Origin of the sequence: Pseudomonas sp. 9Ag, assembly GCF_902506445.1 — a bacterium.
Lineage (GTDB): Bacteria > Pseudomonadota > Gammaproteobacteria > Pseudomonadales > Pseudomonadaceae > Stutzerimonas > Stutzerimonas stutzeri_AB.
In genome coordinates, this window is record NZ_LR733836.1 from 1343426 (window position 1) to 1363030 (window position 19605).

Consider the following 19605-nt stretch of genomic DNA (forward strand, 5'->3'; position numbering starts at 1 on the left):
TTGCTCCTGCCGTTGTTCATCCGCCCACACCCGTCGGAAACCACAACACGCATACCCCACCGCGACCCGCGCACCTACCTAGACCGGACATTTGGCGCTACAGTGCCAATAGCCCCGTAGTCTGTTGCAAGGATCGCCGTCCGGATGGCTTCACCGTCTCAACCCAAAAGCCTGATCTTCGATCTCGAAGTCGCCCCCGGCAAAGCCGGTAAGCCCGACCGGATCTTTATGGTCGGTGCCCTGCGCCCCGACACGGGCACCGAACTCGAACGCAAGGTCGACAAGGACCTGCCCGAGGTCCTCGACGCCCTGGACAGCCTGGGGCAGGGCGCAAGCTTCGTCCTCGGCCACAACGTCATCGACCATGACCTGCCGATCCTTAAACAACAGGCCCCACACCTTGCCCTGCACGGGCTCCCTGTAATCGACACCCTGCGCTTGTCGCCCTTGGCCTTTCCGCAGAACCCGTATCACCGCCTGGTCAAGGACTACAAACTCATCCGGGACAGCCTCAACTCACCGCTGTCCGACTGCCGTTCCACACTCACCCTGTTTCAGGACCAGCGCCAAGCCTTTGCGCAACTGAACGAAACCAACCAGGCGGAGCTGCTGTGCTACCAGGCACTGCTGGCCCCTACGCTCAAGAGCGACCTGGGCTCATTCTTCGCTTCCCTCAGTGGCACCAGTCCCAAACCGGTTACCGAGCTGCGCGGCCTGATTCCCCAACTGCTGGTTGAAAACGACCCGACCCTGACCCGAAGCCTCAAGGTCTGCAGCACCCGCCTTGAGCAGCTCCTCGAAACCGACCTGCTAGATCAGTCCCTGCATCTGCCCTTGGCGTATGCACTGGCCTGGCTCCGAGTGTCAGGCGGCAACTCAGTATTGGCCCCCTGGGTGCGATATCAGTTTCCGGAAGTGGGGCGGTTGATTGCCGAGCTGCGGGACATTCCGTGTGGGCGCAGCGATTGCGAGTACTGCGCCACCACCCATGACCCGCGCCATGAGCTCAAGCGCTACTTTGGCTTTGATGACTTTCGGACCGAACCGGATGGCAAGACTTTGCAACACGACGTGGTCTTGGCCGGCATGCGCAGCCAACACGTGCTCGCCATTCTGGCCACCGGCGGTGGCAAGTCCCTGTGCTACCAGCTCCCGGCCCTGAACCGCTTTCACCGCAACGGCAGCCTGACCATCATCATCTCGCCGCTGCAATCCTTGATGAAGGATCAGGTTGATGGCTTGCTTGAGCGCAACGTCCAATGCGCCGCCACCCTCAATGGCCTGTTGACCATGCCCGAGCGGGCCGAGGTGCTGGAGAAGGTCCAAATGGGCGACGTCGGCATCCTGCTGGTCTCGCCCGAGCAGTTTCGCAACAAGGCCTTTCGACGCGCGATCAAGCAGCGGCAGATTGGCGCCTGGATCTTTGACGAGGCGCACTGCCTGTCCAAGTGGGGCAATGACTTCAGGCCCGATTACCAATACGTGTCGCGCTTTATCAGCGAGCACACCGGTGAGGGCCCCTTGGCCCCCATTGGCTGCTTTACCGCCACGGCCAAACCGGAAGTGCTTGAGGACATTCAGGATCACTTCAGAGAGCAGCTGAAGATCGAGTTCGAGACCTTTCTGGGCACCCACGAGCGCACCAACCTGAGTTTCGAAGTGTTGCCCTGCACCCGCGCCGAGAAATGGGCGCGCACCCACCAGCTGCTTGAAGACCATATAGGTCGGCACGACGGTGGCTCGGTGGTCTTTGTCTCCAGCCGTAAGGGCGCCGAGGAACTGTCAGACTTTCTCATCACTCAGGGCTGGCCCTGCAAGCACTTTCATGCAGGCCTCGAACCCCACGAGAAAACCGATATTCAGGATGCGTTCAAGGCGGGTCAACTGCGGGTCATTGTCGCGACCAATGCCTTTGGCATGGGCGTGGACAAGGCCGATATTCGCCTGGTGGTCCATGCCGACATTCCGGGTTCGCTGGAAAACTACCTGCAGGAAGCTGGGCGAGCAGGGCGCGACCAGGGCGATGCCCGTTGCGTGCTGCTCTATGACCTGCAGGACATCGAAACCCAGTTCGGCATGTGCGAGCGCTCCAAGCTTGGCCTGCGCGACATTCAGCAGATCCTGCGCAAGCTGCGCCGTGAAAGCGACCGACGCAAGGGCGGCAAGCTGGTCATCACCGCTGGCGAGGTGCTGCTGGATGATGAGGTCGAAACCAGCTTTAACGCCGATGATCGCGACGCCGAAACCAAGGTGGTCACCGCGGTGGCCTGGCTCGAGCGCGGCCAGTACTTAAAGCGTGAAGAAAACCAGACCCAAATCTTCCCGGCGACCCTCCGGCTGCCTCAGGCCGAAGCCGAACAGCGCCTCGATAACGCTGACCTGCCAGCACGCCGGCTGGAAGAGTTTCGGGCGATCTTGCGCTTTCTCTACGACGCGGGGGCCGATGAGCGCATTAACACCGACGGGCTGATGGCCCTGACCAGCCTCACCTCCGAGGAGGTCACGGCGACCCTCAAGCAGATGGAGGACATGGGGCTGCTGGAGAACGACTCCAAGCTGACCCTGTACCTGCGTCATGGGGTGTCGGGTGCGGCCACCCAGCGCTTAAAACACACCCTCGAACTGGAGGCGGGGTTGTTTGACACCCTGCGTGAGCAGGCCCCCGATGCCGAGAGCGGTGCCTGGCAAGACCTGAATTTGCCACCTCTGACCGCCGCGCTGAAAGAGTCGACCGGGCAAGGCGAGTTGATTCCGCTGCACGTGCTGCGCCTGTTGCGTAGCCTCGCTCAGGACCATGACAGCGACAGCCAACAAAAGGGCACGCTGGAGCTGCGCCAGGTCAGCCGGGATTACCTCAAACTACGGATCAAGGGTGGCCACAGCTGGGCAAAGCTTCATAAATTTGGCGAGAAGCGCCGGGCATTGGCTGGGGTGCTGCTCGAGTATCTGATCAGCAAGATTCCAGCAGGCCTTCGTGGCAAAGATCTGCTCGTGGAAACCACCTTTGGCGAGCTGGCCCGCACCCTTGAGGCTGACCTGGCGCTGCCGCACCTGATCCCACCGGAGCAGCGCCGGCGCGCCATCGAGCACGTGCTGCTGTACCTGCACAAACAGGAAATCCTGACCCTCAATCACGGCATGACCGTGATGCGCCGTGCCATGACCATTGAGGTCAACCCGGAAAAGCGCAGCGGGTTTCTCAAGGATGACTACCTAAAACTCGACGAGCACTACCGAGAAAAACGCATTCAGGTGCATGTGATGCGCGAATACGCCGAGGTCGCTCTCGGCGAGATGGCCGCTGCGCTGAGCCTCGTAATGCATTACTTCAGCGACTCGAAACAGGACTTTATCAAGCGCTATTTCGGAGGGCGCGAAGAAGTGCTGAAGCTCGCCACCAGCGAGGAGTCCTGGAACACCATCATCGAAACCCTGAGCGTACCGCAGCGAGTGGTCGTCGCCGATGACGACGACATGAACCGCCTGGTGCTCGCGGGTCCCGGCTCGGGCAAGACTCGCGTGATCGTGCACCGCATTGCCTATCTGCTGCGGGTGCGCCGGGTGCCAGCAAGCTGCATTGTGGCGCTGACTTTTAACCGCCACGCTGCAAACGAGATCAAGCAACGCTTGTTGCGCCTGGTCGGGGCCGATGCATTCGGCGTCAACGTGATGACCTATCACCGGATGGCGATGCGCCTGACCGGTACCCGTTTCGCTCGGGGCGAGATGGTCGAGGAGGGCACCCTCAAACAGGTGCTGTCGGACGCAGTCGAGCTGCTCGAAGGCAAGCGCCAGGTCGAAGGCGAGGATGATCTGCGTGAGCAACTGCTACGCGGCTACCGGTACATCTTGGTCGACGAGTACCAGGACATCGATGAGCTGCAGTACCGGATGGTCAGTGCCTTGGCCGGACGCAAGGCAGAGGAGGATGGCCGGCTATGCATTCTGGCGGTGGGCGACGATGACCAGAACATCTACCAGTGGCGCGAAACCAATAACCGCTACATCTTGCAGTTCCGTGAGGACTACGAAGCGACCACCAGCTACCTCATCGACAACTACCGCTCGACCCGTCACATCATCGAGGCCGCCAACAGCCTCATCGAGCGCAATCCCGACCGCCTGAAACAGCGTCATCCCATTCAGATCAACGCATCACGCCGTGATCATCCGCGCGGCGGCGAATGGGAGGAGCTGGACACTGACCGGCGAGGCCAGGTCATTCGCCTTTCGATACCGGGCGATGAGCAAACGCGACCGAACCTGCAGGCTCAAGCGGCTGTCGCCGAGTTACAGCGCTTGTTGGAGCTTGAAAACGGAGACTGGCAGGGGTGCGCCATCCTGGCTCGCCGGCACGAGTGCCTGTACCCGGTTCAGGCCTGGTGCGAGCAGAACGGGGTTTCCTATTGCCTGGCGGCTGACAAGGATTCAGCGCTTCCGCTCACCGGCCAGCGCGGCTTCGTCGCGGCGATCGAACAGCTGCGCTCCCAGGATGCGTCGCTTGATGCGAGAGGCCACTGGCGCGATCTCGATAGCGCGTCGCTTGAACCCGAATGGCATGACTTCTTCGAAGTTGCCTTCGGCCAGTTGTTGGCAGAGCTTGGCGAATGCCAGTTAAGCGCTCAGGCGGTTATCGACTGGCTCTACGACTACGCGCGCGAGCTGCGTCAACAGCCTAAGCAGGGGCTGTATGTTGGCACTGTGCATTCAGCGAAGGGGCTGGAGTTCCGTCACGTGGTGCTGCTCGATGGTGGCTGGCCCACCGGCGCGGAGGTACTCAATGACGAGCGCCGCCTGTACTACGTGGGCATGACCCGGGCTGAGCAGACGCTGACCCTGTGTGAGTTTTCCAATGGCAATCCGTTCAGCCGACACCTGCCCGCAAATATCCAAAAGCGTGAATACGTAGGTCGGTACCTTCCGGAGCTTGAGAAACGTTACCTGCAGCTTTCACTCAGGGACATCGATCTCGATTTTGCAGGCCGCCAGCCGCAACACGCACCGGTACATGCGGCACTCGCGCAGCTTCAGATGGGTGATCCTTTGGCGCTGGTCCCGAGTGAAGACCGGTACCTCATTCAAAACAGCCAGGGCCAAACCCTTGGTCGTACCTCGAAAACCTTCAAGCTCCCGCTCGAGGTTGAGCGATGCGAGGTGGCTGGCATTCTGGTTAGGCAATCAGGGCACTGCGACGAGCAGTACCGGGCCTGGCATAAGTGCGAGCAGTGGGAGTTGGTGGTGCTTAGAGCCATTGGCCGAACCATTTAGTTCTCCGCTCCCTTGTTTTGTCGCTCCGCCACCAGAGCCGGCCGAACAGAGCGCTGTTCGTGGTCGGCACGTAACTGCCCCCCTTTTTTGTGTCGCAACTTAAGTGCTTTACCAAACCTCAATCGGCCGATTGTGCCCGGGGACGTAGTGCATGGCCTCCAGGAGGCCTTCATCAGCGTTAGTCAAAGGTATTATTAGTTCCTTGTTGTTCGAAAATCCGAGTTTAATTTCCTCATCAGCTAGTATCGTGACGTAATTAGCCGTGCAGCCAATGAGGCTGCACAAGTCATCGCGTGAGCCGTTTTCCGGGTATCTTATTTCTCTCGCGCCATACCTTAAAATCGGGCAGGTAAATGAGCGGATAATTTTTTCATTAAATTGAAATTCGATATAGTCGTGAACAAATGAAATAGCTGACAATTGTTCATTTACTACCTCCAATAACCCCGTGTCGTCGGTCATGATCAGTCCAGATAGTGATGTCCACTGGGGTCTGCGTTTGGCACCGTTCTGCCTGTTGCAGGGTTAACTGTTTGCCCGGTCGTATTCATGTAAATCGCACGCGATCCTTGGTTACTATTGGCGTCCATGATCCGAACCCCCGTAACCTTGCTATCCATACTGTGGCCACCGGATCCCCCATTGTATTGAAATCCTGGTTTTCGAGTGGAGGAAGGACCGCTCGCCCCCGCTGGCACTGGCACGGCTGTGCCTTTCGGTGTTACCACGAAGTCAGGAGCAGGCCGAGGGATCGGGCAATAGACTTGGTCTCCTTGACGGCTTTGCGCTCCTTTACCCCCACCGATCGGGCCTATGCTTCCCGTTGGGCTGCATATCAGCCCCTCAAAGCCAGGCGTACAAACATTTCCCCCTAGCCCATCATCAACCATCAAACCAAATGGATCTGAATATCTCAACGGATTTCCCAGCACATACCCGAAGGTATTCAGCCCACCCTCTAGCCCTATCGGATCACTCTCCACATACCGCCCCGTCGCCGGGTCGTAATCGCGGAAGAAGTTGTAATGCAGCCCGCTTTCGCTATCGAAGTACTGACCAGGAAACCGCAGGTTGATGGTTGCGGTTCCTACGACATCACCGACCCCAAAAGCATCGGACTTCCACCGCCAGATCTCAACACCGGACTGGTTTGTCGCTAGCCGTGGGGTGTTGAGGTGGTCGGTGTGAAGATAAAAAGCACTGCTGCTAGTGACGCCACCTTCCGCATCATACGCCAGCGTGATCCCCCCTAAAGGCAGGCTATCCAGCCAAACGTAGAACTGGCCGCTGAGCTTCGTACCGGTGGGGCTGTACTGGGTTTCGCCAAGCAGCTGGCCGTTCGGTCCGTAGAAAAAGGTTGTTGTCGCTGTGCCCGTGATCTTGTGGGTTCGCTGACCCAATGCATTGTATCGGTATTGAGCAATTACGTTGCTGGCGACCTTCACCTGCGCCAGCCGGCCCTGGGCATCGTACTCAAAGTTTCGGTTATTGCTATATTGCGTCAGGCTGCCAGCGGCATCGCTAGTTACGGCCAGTCCGTCGATGCTCCCCAGCCGATTACTGTCGCTCGCATAGCTGAGGTCCGTAACCATGCTGCCCATGGGCTGGCCTTCGCTTAGGCCGATGAGGGCTTTGCTGGTCCTGTTGCCCACCGCGTCGTACCCATACTGCAGGCGCTGGTCCTCGTCAATGAAGAAGACCGTGCACTTGGATGCGCCAATGAGCTCCTTGATCTGGTTGTCACCCAGGTTGGCGTACAGGCCGCTCTTCTCATTGAGGCGGTGGGCCTCATCGACGATCAGCATGTCGAACACATCGCGCTCTGCATCCACGAAGGCACCGGATCCGGTAAACATGTGAGAGAAACGCGAGCGAGTGATGGAGCCGACGAGCTTAGTCTCGTAGACCTTGCGTGGCGCAGCATTCTTCGACACGTACTTGCCGACCAAGCCTAGCGAGGTCAAATGCACCAGGAGATTGATGGCGAGCACCGTCTTGCCGGTGCCGGGCCCCCCTCCACGATGACCACCCGAGGCTGTTCGGAGGAGGCTGCCTTCGCCGCAGCTACGGCCGCCTCGTAAACCTCCTTCTGGTCGTCGATCAGAACGAATTCCGGATTGCCCTTCAACAGGCCTTTCAATGAGTCTGCGAGCGCCTTGGAGGGGCGGATCTTTCCGTTCGCCAGTTCATACAGGACGGCTTTGTCATCACCGGTCTTGATGTATTTCTTGATGAAGGCCCGAAGCTGCTCGAGCTCATCCTTGCCCTTGAGAAAGAGTGGGGCTTTGTCGATGTAGGACTGGTAGTGGGGCGCATCGATGAGCCTCCGATTGATCTTGCATCGAACATGGCCATTGGCGACAGACGGCATTTAGGATCAATCCAAAGGGCCGATATCGGTTGTGCCTGGCTGCAAATAGGTTGCAGCTTGTTTCAAGGAAGCGCAATTGTGCAATTGAAGAAAACGCTGCTGGCTCTTTCAATACTGGCCGCGTCCCAAGCAGTTTCGGCTTATGAGGTCACGCTTGTTGACCAGCCATTCAACGAAGCGGTTGATGCCGACTATCTGTCAGTGTTTGGAAGTTTCACTGGCGAGCCAGTTGGTATTGCGGCGCCCTGGATGAATCTAACGTCGGATTTTCAGAACTTTGCCCAACTGGACATTGAACAGACCAGCAACCAAAGCATGATGGCATCCGGTATGGAGATCGGCGGGTTGATGCCCTCAAGCATCGGTGGCAGTTTCTTCAACCGGGCCGCAATCGATGTGCTGGGTTATAACGCTAACGGCATTCATCTCATGGATGTCAGCATTGCAAACGACCTGGTAAACAATGCAGCCATCAATGTCACCGGCTTCGCCGGATCCGCATCCAATGGCCTTTTATTGGATCACACGCGCCTGGACAACGCGTTGGTCAATAACTCTGACATCATCAGTTTCGGGCAGAAGACCAAGGGGGTCAATCTACAGCGCAGCTACGTTGAGAACCTGTTAAACGGCGGCAGCATTCTGTCTGCAGGGCAAGGGGCGAATGCCGTCTACCTTTCTGCGTCGACCTACGTTGGGACTATTCAAAACTTCGGCACCATTGGTGCGACCATCCCCGACAATAACCTTTTGCAGGGCTTCGAGGATGGCGCAAGAGCGGTGGTGCTCGGCAGTGGTTCGCTTATTAGCGTCTTGCACAACCAGCCTGGAGCTGTGATCACCGCCACCGGCGCCCACGGCGCGGGTATTCTGGTGGATGGTGGCGAGGTTACCGGCGGTATTCGAAACGACGGTGATATTTGGGGTGACGAATACGGCATATTTGTCAGTCAGCATGGTGATGGTTCCAAGCAATTGTTCATCACCTTGGTCGCGGGCCAAATTGGAGGCAATCACGCCGCAATCAACGGTGGTCACAACACGGTTCTCGATTGGTACGGTGCCACGATCCTTGGCGATCTTCACAATATGAACACCGTCGTTGTCCGCGGTGGCGAGGCAATCTTCAGGGGCGAGGATATTTACGCCAACAATGTGGTTGTCCTTCCCAGTGCCTCGCTGAATCTGACGCAGCCTCATAACTTCTTCTGGGGCGACTTCGACCTCCTGGGAAATGCTGAGCTGGTGATGAATCTTTCACCGGCGACTGATTTGAACAAGGCGATTCTGAACGTTAGCGGTATAGCAACGCTTGAGCAGGGCTCGCGGATTGTCCTTCGTTCACAGCTGAGCGATTTCGAAATGGCTGGTAAGGCGTACAGGCTGATTCAAGCCGGTACGCTTCGCGACTTCGGAGCTACGGTTGTTTCTTCGTCTGCTCTGATGCAAGCGTCGCTGGTCTCAGCCCACAACTACGATTACACGTTTTCGCCTCTTGCTCCTACACCGACCCCCATACCGACCCCGGAGCCGACCCCGATACCCACTCCTGAGCCGACGCCCACGCCGACGCCCACGCCTACAGATCCAACTGAGCCGACCGTTCCGACCGTTCCGGAGATCATTGTCGAAGTACCAACGCTTCCAACTGTACCTCCCACTCAGCCTGCGCCCGGCGAACCAGTCGTCGTCGTAACGCCGAATACCGAGGCTCAAAACCGAGAGTTGATAGCTAGGGCCGGCGGAAACCAAAATGCCCAGGTCGCTGGCGCGCGCTTCGCAACCCTGCTTGGTGGCGGAAATCTCAGCGAGAAAGATCCAGTTGTGTCTAGCTTGCTCGGTGCGGGCCAGGACACTGCTGCCATTGCGCGTATGGCCGCTCAGCTTGCCCCGGAGACCAACGGTGCCACCCCTAACGCTGTAATGAGTGGTCAGGGCCTGGTTACCGGTGCTATCGGAGGGCGAGTGAGTGGTGCGCGTTCCGGTATGTCGTCTGGCGAAGGCTTTGACGAACTAGGCGGCTGGATTCAGCTGCTAAATGGTGATTCAAAACAGGACATGCGTGATGGCCTTGACGGCTACAGCACTGATTCCAAAGGAATCCTGTTTGGCGCTGATGGCAAGTTGAGCAACAAAGTGACGGTGGGTATGTCATACAGCTTCGTTAACACTGACGTTGCCGCCGACAACTATCACAAGATTGAAGTCGACACGCATGCACTAAGCGCCTATAGCAGCTGGAACGACGATGGCTATTTCGTAGACGGTAGCGCGACCTATGGTTTGAGCCACAACAAGTCCGAGCGTCAGCTTCCGGGTACTACGGCCAAAGCCAACTTTGACAGCGACCTGTTCGCCATCAACGTAATGGGAGGCTATGCCCATGAATTGGATTCCGGTCTGATCGTTGAACCCCGCATTGCTGGCCGTTACAACCAAGTGAATACTGAGGGCTACCGCGAGAGAAGTGAATCAGGCGCGGCGCTGATGGTTGAGAACCAGCGCATGGAAGTTCTTGACCTGGGCGCTGGTATGCGCCTGGCCGGTAGGTTCGATCTCAGTGGTGGCCTGCTGGTGCCAGAGGTGAAGGCTATGGCATATCACGATGTAATTGGCGACCAGGCTGACTCTAAGGCGACGTTCATTGCCGGCGGCAGCCAGTTCACTTCGATTGGTGCATCAGCTGCTCGCGAGACGTACGAGTTCGGTCTGGGTGCCTCTTACCGTCGTGATCAGGTCACCATGGCTGTAGGGTATGACCGGATGATGAAGACAGGTTTCGAAGCGGATAGCTTTACTGCGAAGGTCCGTTACGACTTCTAAGTCGCTACGATCAGAAAGGCCCGTTTCGGCGGGCTTTTTTTGCCCGAATTGGTAGCAGGTACACTGCTACAGGCTCCTATTGCGGATAGCCAAGTTTCCGACGTTCCTCCTTCGTTGGTACAGGCCAACGAGCTTACAGTGGTCAATTTTGTGATAACTCACTTCAAGCGTGCCGTTTCGTTGCTCTTGGTAATAGCGCTGCCTGGTTGCGCTAGTCACCTTGACCGGTTGTCGGAGGCAGTATCGGTTAGGGCTGGCCAGATACAAATCATCCGAACCAGCGAGTTTGATCTTGTCAGCGCATCAACATCCGAGACCGTGAAGACTGATGTACTTCGAGTCTATATAGAAGGCGACGGCAAAGCGTGGTCGACCCGTACCCAGCCGAGTACCGATCCATCACCGCGCAACCTGTTTATGGTTAATCTTGCCTTGTCCGATCCGCATCCTTCGGTTTACCTAGCAAGACCTTGTCAGTTTCACAAAAGTGTCGGTTGCGGCATTTCGCTTTGGACAGACAGGCGATTCAGCACTCCGGTAATTCGGAGCCTTCATGATGCGCTGAACGCGCTGAAGGCGCGTCAATCAGCTCAATCACTGGAGTTGATCGGATACTCCGGGGGAGGTTACTTGGCTTTATTGCTGGCCGATGAACGTACCGATGTTTCGCAGGTGCAAACAATTGCCGGCAACCTCGACCCGGCCGCGTGGGCGCAGCATCATCAACTGTCGCCACTGCACGGGCTGAAGCCTATCGGCTCGTCGGCTCTGCTAAGGATGCTGCCTCAACGCCATTTTATTGGGACCGAAGATAAGGTTGTTCCCCCAGCATCAGTGGAAGCTTTCATTCGTGAAAATGAATTTCGATGTGCGTCTGTCACCCGCCTCGTGACCAGCCACGATTCCGACTGGCCTGGGCTGGCCCGTGCGCTCAATGCCGAAGTTACGTGCCAGTAGGTAAATCATTGAAGAACTGACAGCCAGCACCATAGGGACTTTCGGCAGTCTGCAGTTAGGGTGAGACGTGTCCGCAATGCTCGAGTCGTAGGCCGCCTTGTTGAATCGCTTCAGCCGGGATGCGTAGGGCTATGCTCGTATGAAGGTAAAGCCGTCACCCTACCGTTGCAGGGTGGTTATGACGATTACATCCTTTGGCATGACTTAGCCAAACTCCATTGCTTGAGTTCAATTTGCTGAGCCTTCTTCCCCTGCTTTCAGCCTTGATTCTCAATGCGACCCGACCCGACCCGACCCAGCACATGCAGCTCAAGCCGACCGGCTACCGAGCACGTTCTTGGGGGGCGTCGTGAGGCACTGCTTTCGACCTGCTGGCAAATCCCCAACCAAACAGAGGATCGCTTGTCAGTTTCCTTACCCCCACAAGAATGATGGTAAGGAACTGACATGAGAAGAAGCTCATTGCTGGTCGCCGGGTTTTGCGCAGCCCTGTTTGGTAACGCCTACGCGCAGGAAAAGCCCACGGTTCAGTTAATTGCGACTGGCGGAACGATCGCCATGAAGATCGACCCGGTCAAAAAGGCACCGGTGCCCGCCATTTCGGGTGATGACTTGCTCGCGACGGTGCCGGAGGTAGGGGAGTTCGCAAAGATTGAAGTCGACAACCTCTCGAATGTGCCTTCGGACTACATGGATCCGCCGCGCTGGATCGAACTCACCGAAGCGGTTAACGCTGCGCTGAAGCGGCCAGAGGTGTCAGGTGTAATCGTCTCACACGGTACCGACACCCTCGAAGAAACCGCGTTCTGGCTCGACCTGACTGTCAAATCCGACAAGCCGGTCGTTGTCATCGGCGCGCAGCGCAACGCCTCTTCTTCTGACTTCGATGGCCCGCGCAACCTGCTCAATGCGGTGCGTATTGCTGTCGATGAGCAAGCGAAGGGCAAAGGGGTCCTGCTGGCCATGAACAACCAGATCAATGCGGCGCGCCATGTGACCAAGACCCATACAGCCAACGTAGAAACCTTCCAGTCCGGTGACTATGGCTTTCTCGGAGAGGTCTATCCCGACCGTGTAATCTTCGCGAGAGAGCCGCTACGCCGACAGCACATCGAAATCCAAACCGATGAGATGCCAAAGGTCGAGATCGTTGCCATGTACGGTGGCGCCGACGGCAGTTTGCTTCGCAGCGCAGTCGACCAGGGGGCCAAAGGCATCGTGGTACAGGCATTGGGCATGGGCAACATGAACCAGCCGATGTTCGAGGCGGTGAAGTACGCGCTGAGTAAGCAGGTACCAGTAGTGATCTCGACACGTGTCTATAACGGGAGGGTCATGGCCAACTACGGCTTCGAGGGTGGCGGCAAAACGACTGCGGATGCAGGCGCGGTCATGGCGGGGAACCTCAGCCCACAAAAGGCGCGCATTCTGCTTATGCTGCTTTTGCAAAGCGGGAAGTCGGGGCAAGAAGAGCTGCAGGCAGCGTTTGACGCCATGTGACACCTGGCACTGCGATAACCCAACGCCTCCCTCCAGGGGGAGGTGATCCCATGCCACGAAAAGCAGGGCAATCTGGTCGCTAGGTCGACACCGCCTCGATCAGTCCCGGTCCCTCGTTGCGGACATTCCCAACCGCCCTGTCGACCGCAAACCATTCGAACGCCTCCACCGGTAGCGCGAGGTCTCGCACGATCTCTTCAGCACGCGCCAAGGGCAGGTCCGGATCCACCCATTGGCGAGCCAGATCGGCCTCAAGCACGATCGGCCTGCGGTCATGGATATCGAGCATGCCCTGGTCGCTGTCTGCCGTGAGGATCACGAAGCCGTCCCCGTCACGCTCAACCATCGCGTTCCGGTCCAGCTGGGCCAGGGCTGCGAACCATAGAGGCTCGCCGTCCTTGCGCCGTATGTAGTACGGCTGCTTTTTCTTGGGATCGTCCGGATCCTTGACCCACTCGTACCAGCCATCGGCGGCCACGAGCGTGCGCCCCGTCGCCCAGATATCCCGAAAAAATCGACTGGTCGCGGCCGTTTCGACGCGTGCGTTGATGGCCGGTTGGCGCTTTCCCTTGCACCAGAACGGCTGGTACCCCCAAGGCAAGCGTGCCTGGCGCAAGCCGGCGTCCGTTTCGAAAAACATCATCACCCGAGAACGCGGCGCGACGTTGTAGCGGTTGATCGGCTCGGGGTCGATCCCGCCCTCGATGGGTTTGTCGTACCGCAACGCATCGAGGTACTCGACTGCCGTCCGGTACTGGGTGAATCGTCCGCACATGGATCCTCCGGCCTGCTATCGGCAACTGGTCTGTTTACATTGACCGCTGTTGCGGCTCGCTGTTAACTGTATACATATACAGTTACCGCAGAGCAGTATCATGCGCGCCCTTATTCTTGGCCAGCTCGGCCCATCCAGCAGCTTTTGCCAGTACATCGACACACGCCTGCCGGCCGGTTTTCCATCGCCGGCGGCCGACTACGAAGAGCTCACGCTCTCGATAGATGATCTGGTCGACCTACGCACCCCGCATGTCTACCTCGCCCGGGTTGACGGGCCCAGCATGACCGGCGCCGGCATCTACGATGGGGACGTGCTGGTGATCAATCGGGCCCTCGAACCGCGTTCGGGGGACGTGGTTGTCGCTTATGTTGACGGCGGCATGACAGTCAAACGACTCGACATCACGCCAACTGGCGTCTGGTTGCAGCCCGAGCATCCCGATTACCGAGCCATCGGGGTAACCGAGTCGCTGCATATCTGGGGCGTGGCCACCCACAACCTGCATCGCCTATGTTCGCGTTAATCGATTGCAACGCGTTCTACTGCAGCTGCGAGCGGGTATACCGCCCGGAGCTTGAGGGCGTGCCGGTTGTGGTCCTGAGCAACAACGACGGTTGCGTGATTGCGCGCACCCGTGAGGCCAAGCGCCTGGGCATTCCGATGGGGGCTCCCTACTTTCAGTGGCGCGATCGACTGCACGAGTGGGGCGTTGTCTGCTTTTCAAGCAACTACGAGCTGTACGGCCAGATGAGTGCCCGGGTCATGACCACCCTGGAAGGCCTGTATCCGCGGATCGAGATCTACAGCATCGACGAAGCCTTTGCCGACCTGGCGGGGCTTTCAGGTGACATGGTCGCGCTCGGTCATCAGGCGCGTGAGCGTGTGCTGCGCTGGACGGGCATACCGGTCGGAGTGGGCATCGGACCGACCAAGACCCTGGCCAAGCTTGCCAACTGGGCGGCAAAAACCTGGGGCAGATCAGGCGGCGTCATCGACCTGCGGGACCCGGCACGACGGGACAAGCTGCTCACGATCACCGAGGTCGGGGAAGTATGGGGTGTCGGTCGGCGACTGACCGCCCGGTTGGAAACCCTCGGTATCAAGACGGCCTGGGACCTTGCACGGTATGACCCGGCGTCGCTGCGCAGGCAGTTCTCGGTGGTACTGGAGAAGACCGCACGCGAGCTCAGGGGTATTGCCTGCCTAGAGCTGGAGGAGGCAACACCCCCGCGTCAGGTGATCTGCAGCAGCAAGATGTTCGGCTCGCGTCTGCGGGAAATCGCACCTGTTCGTGAGGCAGTGGTGGCCTACGTGACCAAGGCCGCTGAGAAGCTTAGGGCTCAGCAGAGCCTGGCGGGTGGGCTGCAAGTAGCCATTCGTACCGGCATGCACGATCCCGAGCAGCCCCGCTATGCCAACGCTGTCGACTGCCCACTGCCATACCCGACCGATGACACCCGCGTGCTGGCGGCCGCAGCAATTCGGGGTTTGGATGCGATCTATCGGCCAGGCTATGCCTACAGCAAGGCGGAGGTCCTGCTCCAGGATTTGCGGCAACGCGGTGAGTTCACCGCCGACCTGTTCGCGCAAGCACCTAGGCCAGGCGCTGATCGGCTGATGGCGGTGGTCGATCACATCAACGCGCGTGAGGGCAGGGGGGCTGTACGGCTCGGGCGCATTCCCGCTGCGCCTGTATGGGCGATGAAGCGCGAGATGATGAGCAAGCGGTATACGTCCCGATGGGATGAGCTGATGATCGTGGACTAGAGTCCTCACAGCCCGAGTTCTCCAAGTTGGGCGAGCAGAGCGCCGTTTCGAAGCGACACTGCGTAACGATCCAGTACGAACGTCGACGACCCGTGCCGATCTGTTTGCGTTCCTGCCGCTTTTTTTCGTGGTCCCGGCGTCATACTGGCGATCGGGCGTGACTTAGCCGCAATGCAATGCAAAGCAGAGGAACTTGTGATGACCACCCTCACCGTGGAGCAGAAGTGCGATGCGTTCTGGACGCTGCATGAGTCCGGGTGCTTTGTACTTCCGAACCCCTGGGATGCAGGTAGCGCGCAACTGCTCACAGGCATGGGATTCAAGGCACTGGCGACGACCAGCTCCGGCCATGCCTGGTCCTGTGCCAGGCCCGACGGCTCTATGCAGCGCGACGCTGTGCTGGACTATATGCGGAGTATCGTCGAAGCCACTGATCTGCCTATCAATGCAGATTTTGAAGACGGGTTCGGCCAATCATCCCAGGAGGTGTTCGAAAGCGCACAGCTTGCGGTGGCGACTGGGGTGGCAGGCTTTTCCATCGAGGATTCGACAGGTGATCCGCTAGAGCCTGTCCGCGATATCCAGGACGCGGTCGAACGTGTCTGTGCGGCACGGGAAGCCATTGATGCAAGCGGCTCCAAGACGCTCCTGGTTGCTCGTGCGGAAAACTTCTTCCTTGGCCGTCCCGATCTGCCGGACACCATCAAGCGGCTGCAGGCCTACGCCGAAGCCGGTGCCGACTGCCTTTATGCACCCGGGATCAAGACGCGTGACGAGATCGCTGCGGTCGTCCTGGCCGTGGCGCCCAAGCCGGTCAACGTACTCATTGGCTGGAACAGTGACCTGACGGTCGAAGAACTGTCAGCCATGGGGGTCAGACGAGTCAGTGTAGGCGGCGCGTTGGCGCGCGCCGCATGGAGCGGCTTTTACAACGCGGCCCAAGCGGTAAAGCATGGCCGTTTCGATGCGTTTCCAAGCTCACCTACCGGTAGCGAGCTCGACGAAGTGTTCCGGGGCGCTGCTCCAGCAACGATATGTGATTAACGGTACCGCTGACGGGAGCGTCTGGCCTTATGGCCCTGGCAGAAGCTTGCCGCCAAGCGCCTGAATTACTGCGCGAGCGGGCACGTGACGTTGCGCGGGTAGTTAATTGGAGTTCCAACGTTAGGACTGAGCCAGGCCAAACACGTTTTGTGCAGGAGCGACAGCTCTTGGCCGATAGGCGTCAGTGGATTTAGATTTGGCGAAGCCACCAAGCGTAGAATTTGACTGTGATGCCCTAAATACTCTTCGCTAGAGCTCTGTTCGCATGTCACAAGCCAAAAATTTAGCTTCTGTTCCTCATCGCGTTTCCGCCGATACGCGTAGCCAAAATTTTGGACACGAAGGCGCAGTTGTGTGGCTAACCGGTTTGTCCGCTTCAGGTAAGTCGACGCTGGCAATGGGACTTGAAGAAAAAATGCTAGCGCTCGGTTATGCCTGTTACGCATTGGATGGCGACAACATCCGCAATGGCCTGAATGCCAATCTCGGTTTCTCACCAGCAGACCGTGCAGAGAATATTCGTCGGGTTGGCGAAGTGGCGGCACTATTCGCTGATGCAGGATTGATTTGTATCACAGCGTTCATCTCGCCTTATCAACATGACCGGTTGCTGGCGCGCAGGGCGAGCAGCAGGGTTAGGTTTCATGAGGTCTATGTATCAGCGGATTTGTCTACGTGCGAAGCGCGTGATCCCAAAGGGCTTTACCGTAAAGCACGGGCAGGGGAATTGTGCGATTTTACTGGTATTGATGCGCCCTACGAGGTTCCGAACTCACCAGACCTTATTATAGATACGCGGTATAACTCGCCAGCCCAAAGTCTGGATCATTTACTTAGTTATTTGCTGAAGCAACATCCCATACGGTGAGAAATCTTAACGATAGTCATTAGGTGATCTATCGGCTGATTTTATCGGAAATTTTTCCTTCGACTTAGCGGCTATTTCCTTGACGCTTCCAGCTGCTGTCGTAGACTCCGCCATCCGTCAGGGAGTAAGGGTTATGCGCTGTTTGAGTGGTTGGGTTTTGGGGTTGGCCCTGGTGACGAGCGGGGTTCTGGCGCAGACATCTTCAAGCGATGACCTGCTGATGGAGAGCAGTGTGTCAGCCACTTTGCCAAGCGGTGCTGAGGCGCGTGGGGTGCTTCGCGCGCGTGATCAGGCGGTGCTGGCCAGTGAGTTGGCCGGGCGCATTGTTGAGTTGCCGTTCAGCGAGGGCGAGCCCTTCAAGAAGGGGGACACCTTGGCGCGGTTCGATTGTGCGGCGTATCAGGCCCAGCTCAAAGCAGCTCAGGCGGCGAACCGGGGTGCTGATGAAGAGCTGGCTCATAACCGGCAACTGGCGGCTTTGAATTCAGTCGGGCGTTTCGAGGTGGCGCGGGCCGAGGCCCGGCTTAGCGAGGCCCAGGCGCAGGCACAGGTGTATCAGGTGCAGGTAAAGCGCTGTAGCGTGATCGCGCCGTTCGATGGGCAGGTGGTATCTCGCAAGGTTCAGCGTTATGAAAGTGTGACCGCCGGGGCGCCGTTGCTGGAGGTGGTCGATAACCGAACCCTGGATATCCATCTGCTGGTGCCATCTCGATGGATGAGCAGGCTCAAGCCCGGCCAGTCCTTCACCTTCATCCCCGACGAAACCGGCCAGTCGCTGCAAGCAACGGTAAAACGCCTGGGCGCGCGCATCGATGAAGGCAGCCAGACCCTGCTGTTGATTGCGAGCGTGCCCAGTGCCGATGGCCTGCTGTCGGGCATGAGCGGCACGGCGCATTTCGCGGAGTCCAAGTGAACGCGCCAATTGTCGGTAGCGCCGAGCAGGCGTTCGCCCGCTTTCTTGATCTAGAGCGCCAAACCCGCGCCGCCCGAACCCCCGAGCAGTTGAGGTACAGCCTAGTCAACGACGGACAGGCTTTGTTCAGGTTCCGCCACGCTGCGTTATTGATCGCGGGCAAAGTGCAGGCCGTCACGGGAGTTAGCGCGTTGGAGCCTAATGCGCCGTTCGTGGCGTTTGTCGAGCAGGGGGTGTACCAGTTATTCAAAAAAGAGCTGCTCAATCAGGCACGGGTCATCGCCGCAAAGGACGTGGATGAGTCCGTTCAGGCAGATTGGCAAAGCCTGTCAGCGGGACAGGTATTCTGGCTGCCACTGATTGATCATCAGGGCCAGGCGTATGGTGGCTTGTGGCTGGCCCGAGACATCCCGTGGACGCCGTCCGAGCAGGTTCTGCTGTCGCATCTGGGAGACACCTATAGCCATGCCTGGCTCGCGCTGCAACCGCGTAAGCCGTGGCGTTTGCGCTGGACGCGCAAACGTCAGGTCGTGCTGCTGGTCCTGCTTTTGCTGGCGCTGCTCATCCCTGTGCGTCAATCGGTGCTGGCACCGGCAGAGGTGGTGCCTTTGGGGGGGCAGGTCGTGGCGGCACCGTTGGACGGCGTGATCGCCGATTTCATAGTTAAGCCCAACCAGCGCGTCAAGCGTGGCGACCTGTTATTGCGTTTCGAAAGTACCACTCTCAAGGCTCAGGCCGATGTCGCCGACCGTGCCTTGCGCGTGGCAGAAGCGGAGCTAAAAGCCAACGCGCAACGCTCGTTTACCGATGCCGAGTCGAGTTCGAAGATCGATTTGTTGGCTGCTCGAGTCGAACAAAAGCGTGCCGAACTCGACTATGCAGTCGAACTGCTTAAACGCAGCGAGGTGCGTGCCGAGCGGGATGGCATTGCTGTTTTTGCCGATGCCGAACGCTGGCTCGGCAAGCCTGTGCAGATGGGCGAGCGGCTGATGGAGATAGCCAACCCGACCCAGGCCGAATTGCGGATTGAACTCGCCGTAGGCGACGCGATTGCCCTGGCCCCCGATGCGCCGGTGGCGCTATTTCTGGATAGCGATCCGCTACAGCGGCACACGGCCACACTTGAGCGGACCGCTTACGAGGCCCAGCCCACGGCTGCTGGACAGCTGGCTTATCGGCTGGACGCACGCTTCGATGCTGCGGCGCCGCGCATAGGTTTGCGTGGTACGGCGAAAATCTTCGGTGATCGCGCGCCATTGGCGTTTTATCTTTTACGACGCCCACTGGCAGGCCTGCGCCAGAGCGTAGGGCTGTAA

At 58.5% G+C, this 19605-nt stretch carries 13 protein-coding genes and 1 pseudogene; 10 read left to right on the top strand and 4 right to left on the bottom strand.

Annotated elements, in window-relative coordinates; all coding sequences use genetic code 11:
• Positions 1-144: 144 nt before the first annotated feature.
• Complete coding sequence (locus tag ALTERO38_RS06090) at positions 145-5268, top strand: RecQ family ATP-dependent DNA helicase (RefSeq protein ID WP_159967655.1); 5124 nt, start codon at positions 145-147, stop codon at positions 5266-5268.
• A 108-nt stretch (positions 5269-5376) separates the two neighbouring features.
• Here ALTERO38_RS06090 and ALTERO38_RS06095 read toward each other — a convergent pair whose 3' ends face one another.
• The 3 genes and pseudogenes from ALTERO38_RS06095 to ALTERO38_RS06105 all read right to left on the bottom strand — a co-directional run.
• Entirely contained in the window at positions 5377-5730 is a 354-nt protein-coding gene (locus ALTERO38_RS06095) for a hypothetical protein (RefSeq protein WP_159967656.1), read from the bottom strand.
• A gap of 2 nt (positions 5731-5732) precedes the next feature.
• Positions 5733-6869: an RHS repeat-associated core domain-containing protein gene (locus tag ALTERO38_RS06100; protein WP_159969642.1), complete on the bottom strand. Its 1137-nt coding sequence runs from the start codon at positions 6867-6869 to the stop codon at positions 5733-5735.
• 69 nt (positions 6870-6938) lie between these two features.
• Positions 6939-7591: pseudogene (locus ALTERO38_RS06105) on the bottom strand (DNA/RNA helicase domain-containing protein); the annotation flags it as partial.
• 126 nt (positions 7592-7717) lie between these two features.
• Here ALTERO38_RS06105 and ALTERO38_RS06110 point away from each other — a divergent pair.
• The 3 genes from ALTERO38_RS06110 to ALTERO38_RS06120 all read left to right on the top strand — a co-directional run bounded on the left by ALTERO38_RS06110 (position 7718) and on the right by ALTERO38_RS06120 (position 12919).
• Entirely contained in the window at positions 7718-10462 is a 2745-nt protein-coding gene (locus tag ALTERO38_RS06110) for an autotransporter outer membrane beta-barrel domain-containing protein (RefSeq protein WP_178114573.1), read from the top strand.
• Between the two features lie 138 nt (positions 10463-10600).
• Positions 10601-11419 carry an alpha/beta hydrolase gene (locus tag ALTERO38_RS06115; protein WP_159967657.1) on the top strand — a complete coding sequence of 273 codons (819 nt, stop codon included), beginning with the start codon at positions 10601-10603 and terminating at the stop codon, positions 11417-11419.
• A 447-nt stretch (positions 11420-11866) separates the two neighbouring features.
• On the top strand, positions 11867-12919 hold the full coding sequence (locus ALTERO38_RS06120; RefSeq protein WP_159967658.1) for an asparaginase: 1053 nt from the start codon (positions 11867-11869) through the stop codon (positions 12917-12919).
• Positions 12920-12998: 79 nt separating this feature from the next.
• On the opposite strand, the gene ALTERO38_RS06125 is transcribed toward ALTERO38_RS06120, so the two are convergent.
• On the bottom strand, positions 12999-13694 hold the full coding sequence (locus ALTERO38_RS06125) for an SOS response-associated peptidase family protein (protein ID WP_159967659.1): 696 nt from the start codon (positions 13692-13694) through the stop codon (positions 12999-13001).
• A 100-nt stretch (positions 13695-13794) separates the two neighbouring features.
• Here ALTERO38_RS06125 and ALTERO38_RS06130 point away from each other — a divergent pair, with 100 nt between their 5' ends.
• The 6 genes from ALTERO38_RS06130 (at position 13795) to ALTERO38_RS06155 (ending at position 19605) form a co-directional block, all read left to right on the top strand.
• A complete protein-coding gene (locus tag ALTERO38_RS06130) occupies positions 13795-14220 on the top strand; it encodes a LexA family transcriptional regulator (protein ID WP_159967660.1) in 426 nt (141 codons plus the stop codon).
• The gene (gene umuC / locus ALTERO38_RS06135; protein WP_159967661.1) at positions 14208-15464 is read left to right on the top strand and encodes a translesion error-prone DNA polymerase V subunit UmuC; all 1257 of its coding nucleotides are present in this window, start codon (positions 14208-14210) and stop codon (positions 15462-15464) included. Before ALTERO38_RS06130 ends, umuC begins: the two co-directional genes overlap by 13 nt.
• A 198-nt stretch (positions 15465-15662) precedes the next feature.
• Entirely contained in the window at positions 15663-16508 is an 846-nt protein-coding gene (locus tag ALTERO38_RS06140; RefSeq protein ID WP_159967662.1) for an oxaloacetate decarboxylase, read from the top strand.
• Between the two features lie 265 nt (positions 16509-16773).
• Positions 16774-17376 (top strand): adenylyl-sulfate kinase, encoded by a 603-nt coding sequence (gene cysC, locus ALTERO38_RS06145; RefSeq protein ID WP_159967663.1) that lies wholly within the window; start codon positions 16774-16776, stop codon positions 17374-17376.
• Positions 17377-17509: 133 nt separating this feature from the next.
• Positions 17510-18289 (top strand): efflux RND transporter periplasmic adaptor subunit, encoded by a 780-nt coding sequence (locus ALTERO38_RS06150; protein WP_159967664.1) that lies wholly within the window; start codon positions 17510-17512, stop codon positions 18287-18289.
• Positions 18286-19605: an efflux RND transporter periplasmic adaptor subunit gene (locus tag ALTERO38_RS06155; RefSeq protein WP_159967665.1), complete on the top strand. Its 1320-nt coding sequence runs from the start codon at positions 18286-18288 to the stop codon at positions 19603-19605. The genes ALTERO38_RS06150 and ALTERO38_RS06155 overlap by 4 nt, the downstream gene beginning before the upstream one ends.